Here is a 16,212-nt window from a genome sequence, read left to right as displayed (position 1 = left end):
CACCATCGATCAGCGCCGAGCCAATCCCCGCCCCCCGGTATGTGGTCTGTCAATGTTCAAAGCTGGAACGACCGAAACACCGGCAGCGGATACCCGGGGATTGATTCTGACTCTCTGCGCCGTATGCGCCTTTTGCTGATGCTGAGGGCGCCATCTACAGCCGACATGCGGAACTCCGATACACGGTCCCATTCAATACCCTGCCTGGGTTCGGTTCCATGCCGAAGCAGCTGCGCCGGCGACTGTCGGCGCTCAAAGAAAAAACGGCGTATAAGCCGCAGTCCTGCGCGCGGCTGCAACAGCGGATCATTGTCGCGCGTAGGACGGAGGAAATTCGCCCCCGCCGCGGGCGGTGAACGGGACAGCCGTAGGAGCGTCAGCATAGCGCCGGCCGCAGGCCGGGACGCGGGACCGACTGTCCCCGTCCGCGGTGGTCCGCATGTTTTGCGTCGAAGCCGACCGACAACGCATGCATTTCCGGCTCTCGTCAGTCCGGCCGAGGCAACGTAGACCGTGCCTCAGGCAGCCTCCCTTTAGCTTGCCCTACCCCCGAAACCTCTGTGTGTGCCACACGATCTTCCCATCGATCTTCATCGGCTTGTGGACCATCAGGCTCTTCGGCAGATGCTCGGGGTGGGTGATTTTAATCTGCGGCCTGCAGCGGTTGCAGTCCAACTTCAACTTCAGGGGATCGGCACCGCCGCCATATACCATCATCAGCTCGGCTTATCGGCAGCAGCGGACGTTGCCGCAGCTGCACTCAGCTTTGACGAGCATGTTGTGGCGGGTCGCCTTGCCCAGCGTGTCGATCAGGTCGTGCGCCGTGAGAACGAATGGAGAACATTTTTCTTGCCCGTCAAGCCGATTTGTGGAATCTCTTCAACGTGAGCGATGAACCTTTCCCGACTTGCCGAAGGCAAGACAGCGCCCCGCGCGATCGATGCCGCCTTGACAACCATTCGTGCGAACATGCCGGCTGCGGCAAAGATGGCGGGTTCGGCTTTGCGAAGCCACGTGCGCCTCAAGATTGTGATTGTGGTGCGCGATGAGGGCGGCGATTTGGTCTTTAGGGCAAGCATCGTTTTCAATGTCGAGGCGGAGCAGGGCCTCGTCTGCTTCGCGATCCTCGCCAGACAGTCACGCCTAATTCAAGAACCTGCACTTGACCGTGTGGCCCTCTTCCTCTCTTGTCGGCGCGCGGCGGACGTGTAGGTCCCCTGGCCGGTAGCCCTCCGGCCCATGTTTCTATGCCGGGCGGCGTCTTGGCTCATATGATATTGCTAGGCTGTGCAGGCAGCGTAAGGTGCCTTGTCGCCCGCCAGTTCCGGCATTCGGATACGCGAAGTATCCGGCCCGGGCCTTCGGCCGCTTTGAGGTCTCGTTGCTCGCGAGGTAGACTGCTCGCATGACCTTCAGGCTCATCTTCCTCGGCACCTCGGCCAGCGTGCCGTCGGCCGCGCGCAATCACCCGGCGCTGCTCGTCGAAGCCGCCGGTCAACGGGTGCTGGTCGATTGCGGGGAAGGCACCCAGCGTCAGCTTCTGCGCGGTGGCGCCGGGTTCAGGCGACTTGATCGCCTGCTCCTCACCCACGCGCATTTCGACCACGTGCTCGGGATTCCGGGCTTGTTCTCGACGCTTCGGCTCCGGCAGAGCGAGGAACCTGTAACCGTTCATGGCAGCGCAGACACGCTCGACGTCGTCGCCCGCATGCTCGCTGGCCTTTGGGGTGAAGGACGCGCGCCGATCCCGCTGCAACTCGTGCCGCTTGTCCCCGGACGCGTGTTCGAGGTGGATGAGTTCACGGTCGATTGCTTTCAAGTTCGCCATCGCGACACCGACAGCTATGGCTTCGTCTTCGAGACGCCGGCGCGTCGTCACCTCCGTTCGGACCGCTTGGTAGCTCTCGGTGTGCCAGACGGTCCGATACGGAGGGACTTGGCCGAAGGACGTTCAATTTCTCTCCCAGACGGCAGGACGATTGCTCCCGAAGCAGTCCTCGGACCACACGAAGCCGGCAAGAAGCTGGTCATTGTAGGCGACACCGAAACCACCGATGGATTGGCCGACAAGGTGGGCGGCGCCGACCTGCTTGTCATCGAAGCCACATTCCTGGAACGAGATGCGACCATGGCGCGCGACTACGGACATCTGACGGCTGCGGAGGCGGCATCGCTGGCAGCGACCAGCGATGTAAAGCAACTCGTTCTTACGCACATCTCCGGCCGCTATTCCGACGAAGAAATTCTCGCGGAAGCCGTCCGGACGTTTACGAACAGCCTTATCGCAACGGATTCGTCCACCCTCACCGTCTGATGGCAGAGCTATGACATTCAGGATTGGCGTCATCTCGGACACGCACGGCTTGCTGAGGCCGGAGGCAGTGCGCTGCCTGGCCGGGGTCGACCACATCATTCATGGAGGAGATATCGGTCGCCCCGAGATCATCGCAGCGCTTCGCGGTATCGCACCGGTTACCGCAATCAGAGGAAACGTGGACACCGGTGGGTGGGCAGTGGAATACGCGGAAGCCGAGCTCGTCCGCCTCGCTGGACGAGCAATCTACGTGCTTCATGATCTCAAGACCCTGCAGATCAACCCGGTTCAAGGTATCGATTTGATCGTGTCCGGTCACTCGCACGTGCCAAGGATGGAGACAGTGGATGGCGTGCTCTATTTGAATCCGGGCAGCGCTGGCCCACGACGGTTTAAGCTGCCTGTCACCCTTGCGACCATCGAGATCACTCGCGACAGCATGCAGCCCTCGATGTGGAGTTTGGTAGGCGGCTGAACCAATTCAGCGCACGCTTAACAAATGTCGAGCCTATTCCCACTATCTCCTCTAATGGCTGTTCTGCGCGCAGGTGGCGAGTTACAGATCGGCAAGGTGCGCAAGTCGCGGTCCTCATCGGTGGCGAGTTTTTCGTAGGAGCGTTGTCCGTCTGATCAGATCTTCAATGTCTCCACAATTTCGTTTGCGGGTCCTTGCACCTGAGAGCTATCCGGCGAAAAGAAGCCTAGCTGGGCCGATCGCCCATGTGCCCCATACTTTCCCGGCGAGATGACGCTGCCCGGCGATAGGCACGTCCGACGAGGCCGGCCTTGCGCGACGATCAGATCGGGACGCCAGCGGGCCAGTTCTGCTGCTTTTCTATGATCGGCCATGTCTTTGCTGAGTGCGACAAAGCGGCGCCAGCCGCCGAATGAGGAGATGTCAGAGGCACCGTCAAGCCCGGGGTTTCAACCAGAAAACCCTTGGCAAGGATTTCCCGGGCGTCGGTCGCGCGCCAGGCCCTCTTTCCATGGCCCAAGCGATGGAACATTCCGAAGTTCCAGTGGTTAATCTTTTTCACGCCTAAAATGTCAGCGTAGCGAATGCCACAGATTTTCAGGCCAGGCGCAAACGGGCTTGCACGGTTTGTCCTTTGGGGTGGACTGGCGGGCCTGGCGGCGCTGGTTCTGCTCGCCTCTATTGCGCCGCGTGTCAACTGGTCGACGTTTGTTGCACGCGCCGATGCGCAGCCGGTTCCGTTCAGCCACAAGCATCACGTCGGCCAGCTCGGAATCGATTGCCGCTATTGCCATAATAGCGTGGAGGTGTCGTCGTCAGCCGGGCTTCCGGCGACGGAAGTTTGCATGACCTGCCACTCGCAGCTGTGGACAAATGCCGACATGCTGGCTCCCGTTCGGCAGAGCTTGGCAAACGGCGACCCGCTGCGTTGGCACCGGGTGAACCGGGTGGCCGATTTCGTCTTCTTCAACCATTCGATACACGTCAACAAGGGCGTTGCCTGCGTGACCTGTCACGGCCATGTCGAGGAGATGCCCCTGATGCGCAAGAGCGAGCCCCTCGACATGGAATGGTGCCTGGGTTGCCACCGCGACCCCAAAAACAACTTGCGTCCTCCCAACGCCGTTTTCAGCACCGATTGGACGCCGCGCCCCGACGTCGAGGAAATGCGCGCCAAGTTGATAAAACTGCTGAACATCCAACCCCACACGATGACTGATTGCTATGTATGCCACCGCTGACGAACCCCGGCTCTGGAGAAGCCTGAACGAACTCTCCGATGCGCCAGAGTTCCGCAAATATGTCGAAGCGGAATTCCCCTCATTGCGCGACGAAGGCTGGGAGACATTTCGACCGGGCCTCGACCGGCGCAAGCTCCTCAAGCTTCTCGGCGCCGCCGTTTCATTCGGCGGGCTCACGGCATGCGCTCCGGCCGGCGATATCGTCCCCTATGTCCGTCAGCCCGAAAACGTCGTCCCTGGCAGGCCCGAATATTACGCGACGACCTTTTCCAAGGAAGGGTACGGCGTCGGCGCCCTCGTCGAGACGCATGAGGGGCGACCGACCAAGATCGAGGGCAATCCCAACCATCCCGCGTCCTTGGGCGCCACAGACGCAATCATGCAGGCGGCGGTGCTTTCGCTCTACGATCCGGACAGGTCACGGACCCCACTACTGGAAGGCGCTCCCGCCGATTATGGGTCATTCCTCGGCGCAGTGACTGCGTTTCGCAAGCGATTTGCTGAGGTGCGGGGCAAAGGGCTTGCCGTCCTGTCCGGACCATCGACCTCGCCGACCCTCGCCGCCCAGTTCCGCGACTTGCGCGGGATTTTTCCGGAGATGCGGTTCTATCGTCATGATGCTCTTGCGGGAAACGCCATGACTGAAGCCACAAAGGCGGCATTTGGCCGTCCACTGTCGCCGACCTACAACATGCAGCATGCCAGTGTCATCGTCAGCCTCGATGATGATTTTCTGGGTGATGGCCCGGGCAACCTCGCCTATGCACGCGGATTTGTTCTCGGTCGACGCATGCCGAAGCCCGGCAGCAGCATGAACCGGCTATACGTCATTGAGACGACTCCGACCATTACGGGTGCCTCGGCCGATCATCGTTTGGCTGTCAGGCCCAGCGAATTGGACGGGCTCGGCAGGCGGCTTGCGGGCCTGATTTCAGGCGACCGCGCCGCCAGCGAGGACGCACCGCAATGGCTCCGGGCTGCCGCGGACGATCTGAGGTCGGCGGGATCGGGGGCATTGCTCGCCGTGGGCAACGGCGTGAGCGTTGATGTTGCCCATCAGGCACTTTTGGCCAACCAGTCGCTCGGCGCAGTCGGGGCCACCCTTCGTCTGATCGAGCCCCCCGGAATACTTGCCGACGCGGCTGCATTGCCGGATTTCGTGGAGGATGCATACGCCGGTCGCATCGACACGGCCATCGTCTTGGACTGCAATCCGGTCCATACCGCGCCGGGCGACCTGGAAATGGCCAAGGCGTTCGGCAAGATTGCCAATGTCGTCCATCACGGCCTTTATGTCGACGAGACCGCACGGCTAGCCCGCTGGCACGTTCCCGCCACTCACGACCTCGAGAGCTGGTCAGATCTGCGTGCCTTTGACGGCACGTCCTCGATCATGCAGCCGACGATTGCTCCGATATTCGGCGGTCGAACTGTGCACGAGATGTTGGCCGCCCTTCTCCAGCAACAGGATCTGTCTGCGCTGGATCTCGTTCGGCGAACCTGGCGCTCGTCCGGCATGGATGAGGATGCTTGGCGTCAGACGTTGAAAGCTGGCTCTGTGGCTGGCAGTGCCGAACCGGACGCAGAAACGCAGGCGCCGAGAACTCCGACCGCAACCGCGCCCCCGCAAGTCAGTCACTCCCGGAGCATGGAAATTCGCTTCGTCCCGGACCCGTGGCTGCGCGACGGGCGTTTTGCCAACAATGCCTGGCTGCAGGAGCTGCCGCGTCCCCTTACCAAGCTGGTGTGGAGCAACGCCGTGCTGGTCGCGCCCTCGGATGCCGAGTTGCACAAGCTGGGCAACGGAGATGTCATCCGCATTTCCGCCGATAAAGCCGCCATCGAGGCGCCGGTCTGGCTGACGCCAGGCCATCCCACGGGAAGTCTGACGCTAACCTTCGGATTCGGCCGGCGTTTCGCGGGGCCAGTGGCCGAGCTCGCAAGCGGCTACGACGCGTTCCTGCTGCGCAAGGCCGGTTCACCGTGGGCGCTGACTGGCGCAACTATCGAACGGCTCGACAGCGCCAGACAACTTACGACAACGCAAGAACATCAGGCGATGGAGGGACGTCCGATAGCGCGGCACGCGACCTGGGCCCAGTATCGTGACCACCCCGATTTCGTGAATGCGGGCGCGCCACCTGCCCCGACGGAGTCGCTCTATCCCGAGTACCGCTACGATGAGGAAGCCTGGGCGATGGCGATCGACGAGAACGCCTGCATCGGCTGCATGGCCTGCGTGGCCGCCTGTCAATCGGAAAACAACATTCCGACAGTCGGTCCGCAAGAGTGCGCGCGCGGCCACGAGATGCACTGGCTGCGCGTGGACCGCTACTACGAAGGTCCGCCGGACGACCCGGAGACCTTGTTCCAGCCGGTGCCCTGCATGCAATGTGAGAAGGCACCCTGCGAGGTGGTGTGCCCCGTTAACGCCACCGTCCATACCCATGACGGCATCAACGCGCAGGTTTACAACCGCTGCATCGGCACCCGCTACTGCTCCCAGAACTGCCCTTACAAGGTGCGCCGTTTCAATTTTCTGGAATACCAGGAGTTCGACAAGGAAAAGGCGGGATTCCTCCAGGCCGTCAACAATCCAGACGTATCGGTCCGCTCTCGTGGCGTGATGGAGAAATGTACCTACTGCGTGCAACGCATCGCGGCCGCCCGGATCCATGCGCAAATCGCGAACCGCCCGATAGCCGACGGCGAGGTGGTCACGGCCTGCCAGCAGGCCTGCCCAACGCAGGCGATCTGGTTCGGAGACCTCAACGACAGACACGCTGTCGTGAACCGGGTCAAAGCATCGCCGCTCAATTACTCATTGCTGGCTGAACTCAACACGCGGCCGCGCACGACCTACCTTGGCAAGGTCAGGAACCCAAACCCGGCGCTTGCCGAAAGGGAGAAGAACGGAGACGGCCATGGCACAGGCTGACGCCGCTCCAAGGGACGGCTCCCTCACCGTCCTGGAAGGTCGGCACACCAAACAGGAGATCACCAGGCGCATCGGCTCGATCGTGCTGCAAGGCCGATTGCCGCGATATTTCTGGCTCGCCTTTGCAGGCTTTTTCACGCTGGTGATGCTGTTCCTGTACTCGATCGTCTACCTGATCGCTGTCGGTGTCGGGAAATATGGCATCAACATCCCCGTCGCCTGGGGCACGATGATCTCTAACTTCGTGTGGTGGATCGGAATAGGTCACGCTGGAACGCTGATCTCGGCCGTGCTGCTTCTGCTGCGTCAGAGCTGGCGGGATTCCATCAACCGCTTTGCCGAGGCCATGACGCTGTTCGCAGTTGCCATGGCTGGGCTGTTCCCCATTCTGCATCTTGGCAGGCCTTGGTTTTTCTACTGGCTGCTGCCTCTGCCCAACACACATATGCATTGGCCACAATGGCGCAGCCCCTTGGTCTGGGACTTTGCGGCAATCTCGACCTACGCCACGGTATCACTGCTGTTCTGGTACATGGGTCTGATACCCGACCTCGCAATCCTGCGCGACCGCGCCGAAACACGTCGGGGGCAGCTGTTCTACGGCATTCTTGCGCTTGGCTGGCGCGGGTCAGCTTACCATTGGATGCGCTTCCAGAGCGTCTACTATCTGTTGGCGGCCCTCGCGACGCCGCTTGTCGTGTCTGTGCACTCGATCGTGTCGCTCGATTTCGCCTATGCGCTGGTGCCCGGCTATCATTCAACGATATTCCCACCCTATTTCGTTGCTGGCGCGCTGTATTCCGGCCTCGCGATGGTGGTCACCATTGCCGCCCCGCTTCGCACTCTGTTCAAGCTGGAAGATATCATCACGAAACGGCACATGGAAAATGCGGCCAAGCTGATGATCGCCTCCGGCATGATCGTTGTTTACGGCTACGTCTCGGAGATATTCTTCTCCTGGTATTCGGGCGAGGATTTCGAGCGGGTGATGATGTTCCGCCGCGCCTTCGGACCGTACGCCTGGTTCTTCTGGCTGATGATGTTCTGCAATGTGGGCGTCCTGCAGCTTTTGTGGTTCCGCTGCGTCAGGTTGTGGATGCCGGGCCTTTGGGTCATCTCGCTGCTGATAAACGTCGGTATGTGGACGGAGCGGTACGTCATCGTGGTCAGCAGTCTGGCCAATGGCTATCTGCCGTCTTCCTGGGGCTCGCAGTCGCTGACCTGGCTCGACTTCGGCATCCTGTTCGGTTCGCTCGGCACATTCTTCGCTCTGGTGTTTCTGTTCATCAGAATCCTGCCTGCGGTGACCATCTTCGAAGTCGAGGAGCTGGCGCATGAGCAAGCGGTGGGGAAAGCATGAGCGCCTCTCAGCCGTATGGAATGATGGCGACGTTTCCGACGCCAGAAAGCCTGAGCAACGCGGTCCAGTCCCTGCGCGAGTTCGGCTACACCAAGTTGGATGCCTTCTCGCCCTATCCGATCGAGGGTTTGCCCGAGAAGCTGGGAGCGCGTCCTACGAGATTGCCCTATGTTGTGCTGGCCGGCGGACTGTTCGGGGCCGCGGCCGTTTATTTGCTTATCCTCTACTCGGTCGAGATCGACTACCCGATCAACGTCGGCGGCCGGCCGTTGAACGCATGGCCGGCCTATCTCGTCCTTGCCTTCGAAGCCGGCGTTCTCGGCGCGGCCATGGCGGGGTTTATCGGGATGCTCGCCGCCAACGGCCTGCCTCGCTACCACCATCCCGTCTTCGGCGTCTCTGATTTCAGCTATGGTTCTGGCGGTCGTTTCCACCTGCTGCTCGAGGCCTCGGATCCGCTGTTCAGACCGACGGCCAGCCGAAACCTGCTCAAGCGCCTGGGCGCGCGGCACATCGAACTGGTGAAGCCATGACAGCCGACACGCGAATTCGCCGCTGTGTTGGCGGACTGCGACTTGCCATCGCAGCGGCCCTCGTATGCTCGAGCCTGCTTGTAGGATGCCAAAAGCAAGCGATGTCGGACCAGCCACGCTTCGATCCGCTCGCAGCGGCGGCAACATTCCCCGACGGCGCATCGGCCAGGCAGCCGGTTCCCGGAACGGTGCGGCGCGACGCCGACATATCCCCAACCCCAAGCGATATCCCGCAGAAGATAGACATGGCTCTGCTTCAACGCGGCAGGGAACGCTTCGAGATATTCTGTTCGCCCTGCCACGGGCTCTCGGGGGACGGGCAAGGGATGATTGTGCAACGCGGCTTCCCGTCACCGCCCACCTATCATCAGGATGCCCTGCGGCAAGTCTCGAACCGACATATCTACGACGTCATAACCCATGGGTACGGCGTGATGTACTCCTATGCCGATCGCGTTCCCCCGGCCGACCGCTGGGCGATCGTGGCCTATGTGCGGGCGCTCCAGCTCTCCCAGCATGCCAAGCTAGCGGATTTGCCGATGTCGCTACGCGAAAAGATGGAGGGGAGCGCGACGCAATGAACGAGGTCATCCTGCAGCGCGCCGCGCCTGTCGCAGGCATCGTCGGCTTTGCTGGCCTGGCGGGCTGCGGGTTCGGCTTGCTCCTGGCTCCGATGCAGGTCGCCGCCGCATGGTGGACGGCCGCTCTCTTCATCCTTGGTTTGCCACTCGGAGCTGTTGCGCTGCTGATGATCCATGCACTCACCGGCGGCGACTGGGGACGAGCGCTGCGGCCTTGGCTGCGCACTATCGCCGCCACGTTGCCAGTCGCCCTGGCCATGATGCTGCCGTTGCTTTTGGCGTTGCACCCCGTGTTCGCCTGGGCACACCTGCCCCCAGAAGAATTGCCCGAAAAGGTGCAACTCAAGCTGGCTTATCTCAACGTGCCATTCTTCCTGGTGCGTGCTGCCAGTTGCGCGGTTGCCTGGCTATGGCTGTGGTCGCTGGCTATGTCGATCAGCTCCGATGAGACGACAAGCCGATACTCCGCCCGACGTGGCCGCTGGGCAGCTGTCGGCCTCGTCATCTATGGCTTGAGCGTCCTGATGTTCTCCGTGGACTGGATGCTGGCGCTGGAACCGCAGTTCGTCTCGACTGTGTACGGAATGATCGAGGCCTCCGGCCAGATGTCTGGTGCTTTGGCACTGGCAACACTCCTGATATGCCTCGGGCTGACAGGAGGCGTTCCGGAAGGAGGTAAGAAGGGCGTGCTCATCACCGAGGATGCGTCCAACATGCTGTTCGGCTTCGTTCTCGGCTGGGTCTACCTTGTCTATATGCAGTACCTCATCGTCTGGGCGGCGGACCTGCCCGACGAGATCCATTGGTACGTCGCCCGCAGCGTGAACGGTTGGCAAATCGTGACATGGGTTATGGTCGCTTGCCACGCCGTTGCTGTCACGGCATTCCTGTCGCGAAGCCTCAAACGCAGTCGAAACGCCGTTGCGATCCTTGCGGCAACTGTTCTCGTCGGCCATGCCCTCGACGTTGTCTGGCGCGTACGGCCGGCCTTTGCAGACACCTCCTTGCGATATGCCTGGATCGATGTTGTCGCCTTTGCTGCTCTGGGCGGCCTGCTTCTGGCCGCTGCGGGATCGCCACGCCTTATTGACCGCCTCGCATCAAGAGCCCCGATCAATGGCTGAAACGAACAGGCGCCAACCCGAAAGCCGCGACGTATCGGCGCGAATTCTGCTTTGGTTTTCAGCCGGGTTCGTCGTCTTCCTGGGTGTAACGCTCGGCGTGCTCGCCCTCCTTTTCGACACCACTCCGCGACAGCCACCCCTCGGTCGCGCTTTCGAGGACAATGATCGTTCCCCTACTCTGCAGCGAGACGGCGAAGATGCGCTGCGGAAGCTCTTGGCGCGTGAGACGGCGCAACTGGAAAAGACCGGATGGGTCGATGAAACGGCCGGCATAGCCCGCATTCCGATAGAGGATGCCATGCAAATGATCGCGGACAAGGGCTTACCGGAATGGATGGGGCGCGGTTCCGCAAAAAGCGGCGAGTGCGGCCTGCTCAATGCAAACGTCCCACGGGCACCGCAGGCCGGAGACTGCAGGAATACGGGCGAGACACCCGGCGGATCCACGCCGGCCGCGGGAGTTGGCAGCGGGGCGGCAATTGGAGGAGCCAGGTGAAGTCTTTGGCGCTTGTGGTGCTGTTGACTGCCGGCTTGCTGTCGGCGGTCCAGGCAAAGGCTACTGTCGGTCGGCCGGCGCTTTTGCCGCCTCCGAATGCGGGGGTCGATCCCGACCTCGCCTTCTTGGAAGCATCGGGCGCGCGCAAGTCCTTCAAGGACGTGCTCGGCGGCAAACCTGCTGTCCTGTTGATTGGCTACAACAAATGCCCAAACCTGTGCGGCCTCACGCAGAACATAGTGGCGAACGCCCTTGACCAGAGCGGACTCGACGCGGACGGCTACCGGGCAGTCTTCGTGTCGATCGATCCGCGCGAGACGGCGGCCGATGCAAAAGCCGGCAAGGCGAAGCTGGCGAGGATCATGAACCGCACCGACATGCCGGCCTGGCGTTTTCTCACCGGCGATGACGCCTCGATCGGCAGCCTGGCGCGTGGACTGGGCTACACCTACCAGAGCCGCGAGCGTATAAACCAGTTCGTCCACCCCGTCTCGGTAGCCGTGCTCACGCCGCAAGCCAGACTCTCGCGCCTGCTCTCGTCCACCACGCTGAAGCCGCGCGATCTCCGGCTGGCGCTGGTCGAGGCGTCCAGCGGCACAATAGGGACCTACTCAGACCAGGTCGTGCTGCTTTGTTCAGGCTTTGATACGTCGCGTGGCCAATACACGCCGCTGATTGGCCGGGTGCTGTCGGTCTCAGGTGGCCTGACCTTGGCACTGCTGGGCGCATTGATCTTTATCCTGTCGCGCAAGCCCGGGGGAAGCGTGAAACGCCGGAGGGAGGAGACGCCGTGAGCGGTGGCATTCAATTTCTCCCGCCCGAGGCCTCGAGCCTGGCGCCACAGGTCGACTGGTTGTTCTACACGCTCTTGGCCTTTTCGGGCGGCCTCGGGCTGTTTCTGACCGCACTTGTTCTTGGATACGCGGTGAAATACCGGGCGGGCTCATCCGCCGATCGCTCCGGACGCGTGGCGCGTAACACCCCGCTGGAGATCGGGTGGACGACTGCCACGCTCGTCATAGCCTTCGCGCTTTTCGGCTGGGGAGCCTATATATTCGTACAGCGCGACCATCCGCCCGCGGATGCGATCGAGATCGCTGGGCTCGGCAAGCAGTGGATGTGGCAGTTCCGGCATGCCGGTGGCCAGCGCGAAATCGACGCATTGCACATTCCAGTTGGTCGCCCTATCCTCGTCACGCTCGGCTCCCAGGATGTCATCCACTCCTTCTTCGTTCCTGCCTTTCGCGTAAAGCAGGACGCGGTTCCCGGCCGATCAACGCGGGTCTGGTTCACCGCCACCAAGCCAGGCAAGTACCGGCTGTTCTGCGCAGAGTATTGCGGCACAGCTCACTCGCAAATGCTGGGAACCGTCTATGCGATGGAGCCGCAAGACTTCGCGGCTTGGCTGAAGGAAGAAGGCGGGGGGCAATCGCTTGCCGGCTCCGGCGAGCGCCTTTTCAGTTCACTTGGATGTTCGGGATGCCACGATGGAGGCGGCACGGTGCGGGCGCCCAACCTGCGAGGTGTTTTCGGGCGCCCGGTGGCGCTCTCCAACAGCACGACCGTCATGGCCGACGAGCGCTATATCCGCGATTCCATTCTGCAGCCGAACAAGCAGATTGCCGCCGGCTACGATCCCGTGATGCCCAGTTTCGACGGCTTGATCGAGGAGAGCGAGCTTCAAGAGGTCGTGGCGTACGTGAAATCATTGTCCATACAGGAGGGTTCACAATGAATGCTCCGGCCACCCCGGTCCCACAGAGCTATCTCAGCGAAGGCACTACACCTGCTTCCTGGTTACTGACCACGGACCACAAACGCATCGCCTGGCTTTACCTGAGCTCGCTCACTGGCTTCTTTTTTCTCGGCGGCGCCATGGCCACGCTGATGCGCATCGAGCTTGCGACGCCCGCCGGAGACCTTGTCTCGGACGACACTTATAACCGTCTGTTCACGATCCACGGGATCGTGATGGTCTGGTTCTTCCTGGTCCCGTCAATCCCGGCCACGCTCGGCAACTTCCTGCTGCCGCTGATGATTGGTGCGCGCGACCTGGCCTTTCCAAAACTGAACCTCGCAAGCTGGTACGTGTTTATCCTCGGCAGCTTGTTTACGCTGTCTGCCGTGGTTGCCGGCGGTGTCGATACCGGATGGACCTTCTACACTCCGTTCTCATCCATTTACTCGAACAGTCATGTGAGCGCGGCCGCTTTTGGCGTTTTCGTAGTCGGCTTCTCGACAATCATGACCGGCATCAATTTTATCGTTACGGTCCACAAGCTGCGCGCACCGGGGCTCACCTGGTTCAGGCTGCCGATATTTGTCTGGACGATATATGCGACGAGCCTTGTCATGGTGCTGTCGACGCCGGTCCTGGCGCTGACGCTCATCCTGATCGTGTTCGATCGGCTGTTTGGCATCGGCATCTTCGACCCCAGTCAAGGCGGAGACCCGCTGCTGTTTCAGCATCTTTTCTGGTTCTACTCCCATCCCGCCGTCTACATCATGATCCTGCCCGGCATGGGTGTGGTGTCTGAAATCATACCGTGCTTCTGTCGGAAGCCGCTGTTTGGATACACCGCCGTCGCGCTTGCCACCATGGCCATCGCACTGTTCGGGTTTCTGGTGTGGGGCCATCACATGTTCGTCTCCGGCCAATCAACATACGCAGGCGTCGTGTTCTCCTTTCTCTCGTTTTGCGTTGCCATTCCCTCAGCGATCAAGGTGTTCAACTGGAGCCTCACTCTGCGCAAAGGCTCCATCACCTTCGAGGCGTCGATGATATATGCGCTAGGTTTTCTGGCGCTGTTTACCTTCGGCGGACTCGCTGGCCTTTTCCTGGCTTCGCTCGCGGTCGATGTCGATCTCCATGACACCTACTTCGTGGTAGCGCACTTCCACTACATCATGGTGGGCGGCATGGTGACCGCATTCATGGCAGGTATCCATTTCTGGTGGCCCAAGATGACGGGGCGCATGTACCCCGAGATGTGGGCCCGGGTGGCCGCTGCTACGATATTCATTGGGTTCAATCTCACCTTTTTTCCTCAGTTCGTGCTCGGCTATTTGGGGATGCCCCGTCGCTATCACGCCTATCCGCCCGAATTCGCCTTCTGGCATGAACTGTCTTCCGCGGGCGCTGTGATCCTCGCCATCGGCTATCTGATGCCGCTCTTCTATCTTGGGTGGTCGCTGTTCTACGGCCGCTTGGCTCCACCCAACCCATGGCGCGCCACCGGCCTGGAGTGGCAGACGAGTTCGCCGCCGCCACCGCACAATTTTGAACAGATGCCGCAGGTGACCAGCAAGCCGTATCAATACGAGCTCAAGGACCAGCAGTCATGACAGCGACCGAAAGCATCGCTTTTCGTGATGCCGAGCGCGAGCGCGTGGCTGACGCCCTTGGGATGTGGGTTTTTCTGATCTCCGAGGCCATGCTTTTCGGTGGCCTCATCCTGATCTACACGGCCGCGCGCATCCACAGCTCCGAAACGTTCGGCGAAGCGTCCAAGCACCTTTCCGTCCTGCTTGGCACCGCCAACACAGCAATCCTGATCACCTCAAGCCTGACGATGGCGCTGGCGCACTGGGCTTTGCAAGATGATCGCCCGAAGGCTTCGGTCTTGTCACTGCTGGCGACAGCCGTTCTTGGTACTGCCTTCCTCTCCATCAAAGGCTATGAATATTTTGAGGAGGCGCAGGAAAACGTGGCTCCGGTGCTCGGGCTGTATTTCCATTGGCAGGGAGCGCACGAACTGGCCGCGCGCCACTTCTTCCAGCTGTACTTTGCCATGACGGGGTTACATGCTTTGCACCTCTTCAGCGGGGTCGTGGTGGTGCTCGGGATCGCTGCGAGCTGGAAATGGGCGAACCCATCAAACCACCTGCGCCGAGTTCGGGCTGTCGGCTTCTATTGGCACTTCATCGACATCGTTTGGGTGATCCTGTTTCCCCTTCTGTACTTGGTCAGCCGAGCATGACCCTATCTCGGCTCATCCTCGCGTATATTGGTCTGCTCGTCCTGCTGGCGCTCACTGTCGCCTCGTCGTTCGTCGATTTGTCCGGTTTCAACACGTTGACCAACCTTGCGATCGCAGCGGCAAAGACGGCCATCATCGCACTGGCATTCATGGGATTCGCCCGCATGGACATCTTGGTCCGGCTGAGTGTTGTTGCGGGCGCGCTTTGGCTTCTGATCCTGTTTGTGCTGACACTGATCGACCAGCCAATGGCCTGATCGCTCCACGTTACGACCAGCAACGCGCTACACTTTTTCGCGATGCGCTCCGGATCCGATGCGGCAGCAGAGCGACCGCGACGAGCAAAGTCGCACGTAAACCCAGCTATCACTTAGCCGTCGTCGTCCTGCGTGTGGCGTCCGGTCGGTCTGGGGAAAGCCGAGGCTCCGATGGAACATTCCACGACGCCTAAAGTTCGCCAGAACAATCAGCAGTTCTGGCCAGCGGCGATTTTTGGGACGAAAATGGGATGACAGGGTCGACCAAGAAAGGGAAAGGGCGCAACAAGCCGGGGTGGAACACCGCTGCTGCCGTCGATACCGGGTCGTTTGGCGACAAGACCCCTGGCTTCGATTCCGCCGCCGCCCCAATGGAGACGGATGCAGAAGCAGGCGGCTTCCCCCAGCCGGGCGGAGCGGGCAAACCGCCACGCGCAGAGGTGCTGGCCAACAACACCGACCATCATTACACGAAGCGCGAGCACGGGGATACGAACCGGTGGCTTCCACTCGCCCTCCTCGCGGTGATCGTGGTGGCGGTGGTCCTGTGGGCGATCTGGCGCGCCTGACGGCGTGACGGCTGCCAGCCTGGACTGCGCCGGGGGCAAGGCGAGCCACGATGGATGCGATCTGCGACAGGACGAGTGTTGCAGGGCCCGTCTCGGCACGCGGCAGCAGCAAGAGCGAAAACCGACCTTGCTCAGTGAGCGCTCGGCTGCTACCGGCAGAATATTCGATCGCACCGTGCTGCAATTGCCGCATTGCTCAAAAACAACAACTGGGACCAAAGCCTGCATGTCGGCAAAAACTAGGACCAGCGGCTGTATACGGCTGGCCATAAAGCATCATCACGCTCGGGCAACTTCACCGGCACGAAGGGCTTGGTAGGTCGGGTCACGGCCTCGCAGCTCAG

At 61.2% G+C, this 16,212-nt stretch carries 17 protein-coding genes; all 17 read left to right on the top strand.

The genetic code is table 11. The annotated features are described in order from the left end of the window. Positions 1-564 precede the first annotated feature (564 nt). The 17 genes from LB558_RS30520 to LB558_RS30440 all read left to right on the top strand — a co-directional run bounded on the left by LB558_RS30520 (position 565) and on the right by LB558_RS30440 (position 15,868). Positions 565-888 (top strand): hypothetical protein, encoded by a 324-nt coding sequence (locus tag LB558_RS30520; protein ID WP_224700893.1) that lies wholly within the window; start codon positions 565-567, stop codon positions 886-888. 3 nt (positions 889-891) lie between these two features. Further along, the gene (locus LB558_RS30515) at positions 892-1,212 is read left to right on the top strand and encodes a hypothetical protein (RefSeq protein ID WP_224700892.1); all 321 of its coding nucleotides are present in this window, start codon (positions 892-894) and stop codon (positions 1,210-1,212) included. Positions 1,213-1,405: 193 nt separating this feature from the next. Next, the gene (locus LB558_RS30510; RefSeq protein ID WP_224700891.1) at positions 1,406-2,314 is read left to right on the top strand and encodes an MBL fold metallo-hydrolase; all 909 of its coding nucleotides are present in this window, start codon (positions 1,406-1,408) and stop codon (positions 2,312-2,314) included. Between the two features lie 10 nt (positions 2,315-2,324). Beyond that, complete coding sequence (locus LB558_RS30505) at positions 2,325-2,789, top strand: metallophosphoesterase family protein (RefSeq protein WP_224700890.1); 465 nt, start codon at positions 2,325-2,327, stop codon at positions 2,787-2,789. A gap of 584 nt (positions 2,790-3,373) precedes the next feature. Then, the gene (locus LB558_RS30500; protein ID WP_224700889.1) at positions 3,374-4,030 is read left to right on the top strand and encodes a cytochrome c3 family protein; all 657 of its coding nucleotides are present in this window, start codon (positions 3,374-3,376) and stop codon (positions 4,028-4,030) included. After that, positions 4,014-6,968: a TAT-variant-translocated molybdopterin oxidoreductase gene (locus LB558_RS30495; RefSeq protein ID WP_224700888.1), complete on the top strand. Its 2,955-nt coding sequence runs from the start codon at positions 4,014-4,016 to the stop codon at positions 6,966-6,968. The genes LB558_RS30500 and LB558_RS30495 overlap by 17 nt, the downstream gene beginning before the upstream one ends. After that, positions 6,955-8,328 carry an NrfD/PsrC family molybdoenzyme membrane anchor subunit gene (nrfD, locus tag LB558_RS30490; RefSeq protein WP_224700887.1) on the top strand — a complete coding sequence of 458 codons (1,374 nt, stop codon included), beginning with the start codon at positions 6,955-6,957 and terminating at the stop codon, positions 8,326-8,328. The genes LB558_RS30495 and nrfD overlap by 14 nt, the downstream gene beginning before the upstream one ends. 20 nt (positions 8,329-8,348) lie before the next feature. Continuing rightward, positions 8,349-8,861: a DUF3341 domain-containing protein gene (locus LB558_RS30485; RefSeq protein WP_263495456.1), complete on the top strand. Its 513-nt coding sequence runs from the start codon at positions 8,349-8,351 to the stop codon at positions 8,859-8,861. Positions 8,862-8,896: 35 nt separating this feature from the next. Beyond that, positions 8,897-9,442: a c-type cytochrome gene (locus tag LB558_RS30480; protein WP_412033509.1), complete on the top strand. Its 546-nt coding sequence runs from the start codon at positions 8,897-8,899 to the stop codon at positions 9,440-9,442. Between the two features lie 92 nt (positions 9,443-9,534). Continuing rightward, positions 9,535-10,566 carry a hypothetical protein gene (locus LB558_RS30475; RefSeq protein ID WP_224700884.1) on the top strand — a complete coding sequence of 344 codons (1,032 nt, stop codon included), beginning with the start codon at positions 9,535-9,537 and terminating at the stop codon, positions 10,564-10,566. Then, a complete protein-coding gene (locus LB558_RS30470; RefSeq protein WP_224700883.1) occupies positions 10,559-11,062 on the top strand; it encodes a hypothetical protein in 504 nt (167 codons plus the stop codon). The genes LB558_RS30475 and LB558_RS30470 overlap by 8 nt, the downstream gene beginning before the upstream one ends. Then, the gene (locus LB558_RS30465; RefSeq protein WP_224700882.1) at positions 11,059-11,856 is read left to right on the top strand and encodes an SCO family protein; all 798 of its coding nucleotides are present in this window, start codon (positions 11,059-11,061) and stop codon (positions 11,854-11,856) included. Before LB558_RS30470 ends, LB558_RS30465 begins: the two co-directional genes overlap by 4 nt. Further along, positions 11,853-12,797 carry a cytochrome c oxidase subunit II gene (coxB, locus tag LB558_RS30460; protein ID WP_224700881.1) on the top strand — a complete coding sequence of 315 codons (945 nt, stop codon included), beginning with the start codon at positions 11,853-11,855 and terminating at the stop codon, positions 12,795-12,797. The genes LB558_RS30465 and coxB overlap by 4 nt, the downstream gene beginning before the upstream one ends. Then, the gene (gene ctaD, locus LB558_RS30455) at positions 12,794-14,407 is read left to right on the top strand and encodes a cytochrome c oxidase subunit I (RefSeq protein ID WP_224700880.1); all 1,614 of its coding nucleotides are present in this window, start codon (positions 12,794-12,796) and stop codon (positions 14,405-14,407) included. Before coxB ends, ctaD begins: the two co-directional genes overlap by 4 nt. Next, positions 14,404-15,042 (top strand): cytochrome c oxidase subunit 3, encoded by a 639-nt coding sequence (locus tag LB558_RS30450; RefSeq protein ID WP_224700879.1) that lies wholly within the window; start codon positions 14,404-14,406, stop codon positions 15,040-15,042. The genes ctaD and LB558_RS30450 overlap by 4 nt, the downstream gene beginning before the upstream one ends. Next, the gene (locus tag LB558_RS30445; protein WP_224700878.1) at positions 15,039-15,299 is read left to right on the top strand and encodes a hypothetical protein; all 261 of its coding nucleotides are present in this window, start codon (positions 15,039-15,041) and stop codon (positions 15,297-15,299) included. The genes LB558_RS30450 and LB558_RS30445 overlap by 4 nt, the downstream gene beginning before the upstream one ends. A 251-nt stretch (positions 15,300-15,550) precedes the next feature. After that, entirely contained in the window at positions 15,551-15,868 is a 318-nt protein-coding gene (locus LB558_RS30440; protein WP_224700877.1) for a hypothetical protein, read from the top strand. Positions 15,869-16,212 lie beyond the last annotated feature (344 nt).

This window comes from Mesorhizobium sp. CO1-1-8 (assembly GCF_020164875.1).
Classification (GTDB): domain Bacteria; phylum Pseudomonadota; class Alphaproteobacteria; order Rhizobiales; family Rhizobiaceae; genus Mesorhizobium.
Note: the sequence above shows the minus strand (reverse complement) of the source record. Positions and strands in the feature narration are given on the sequence as shown.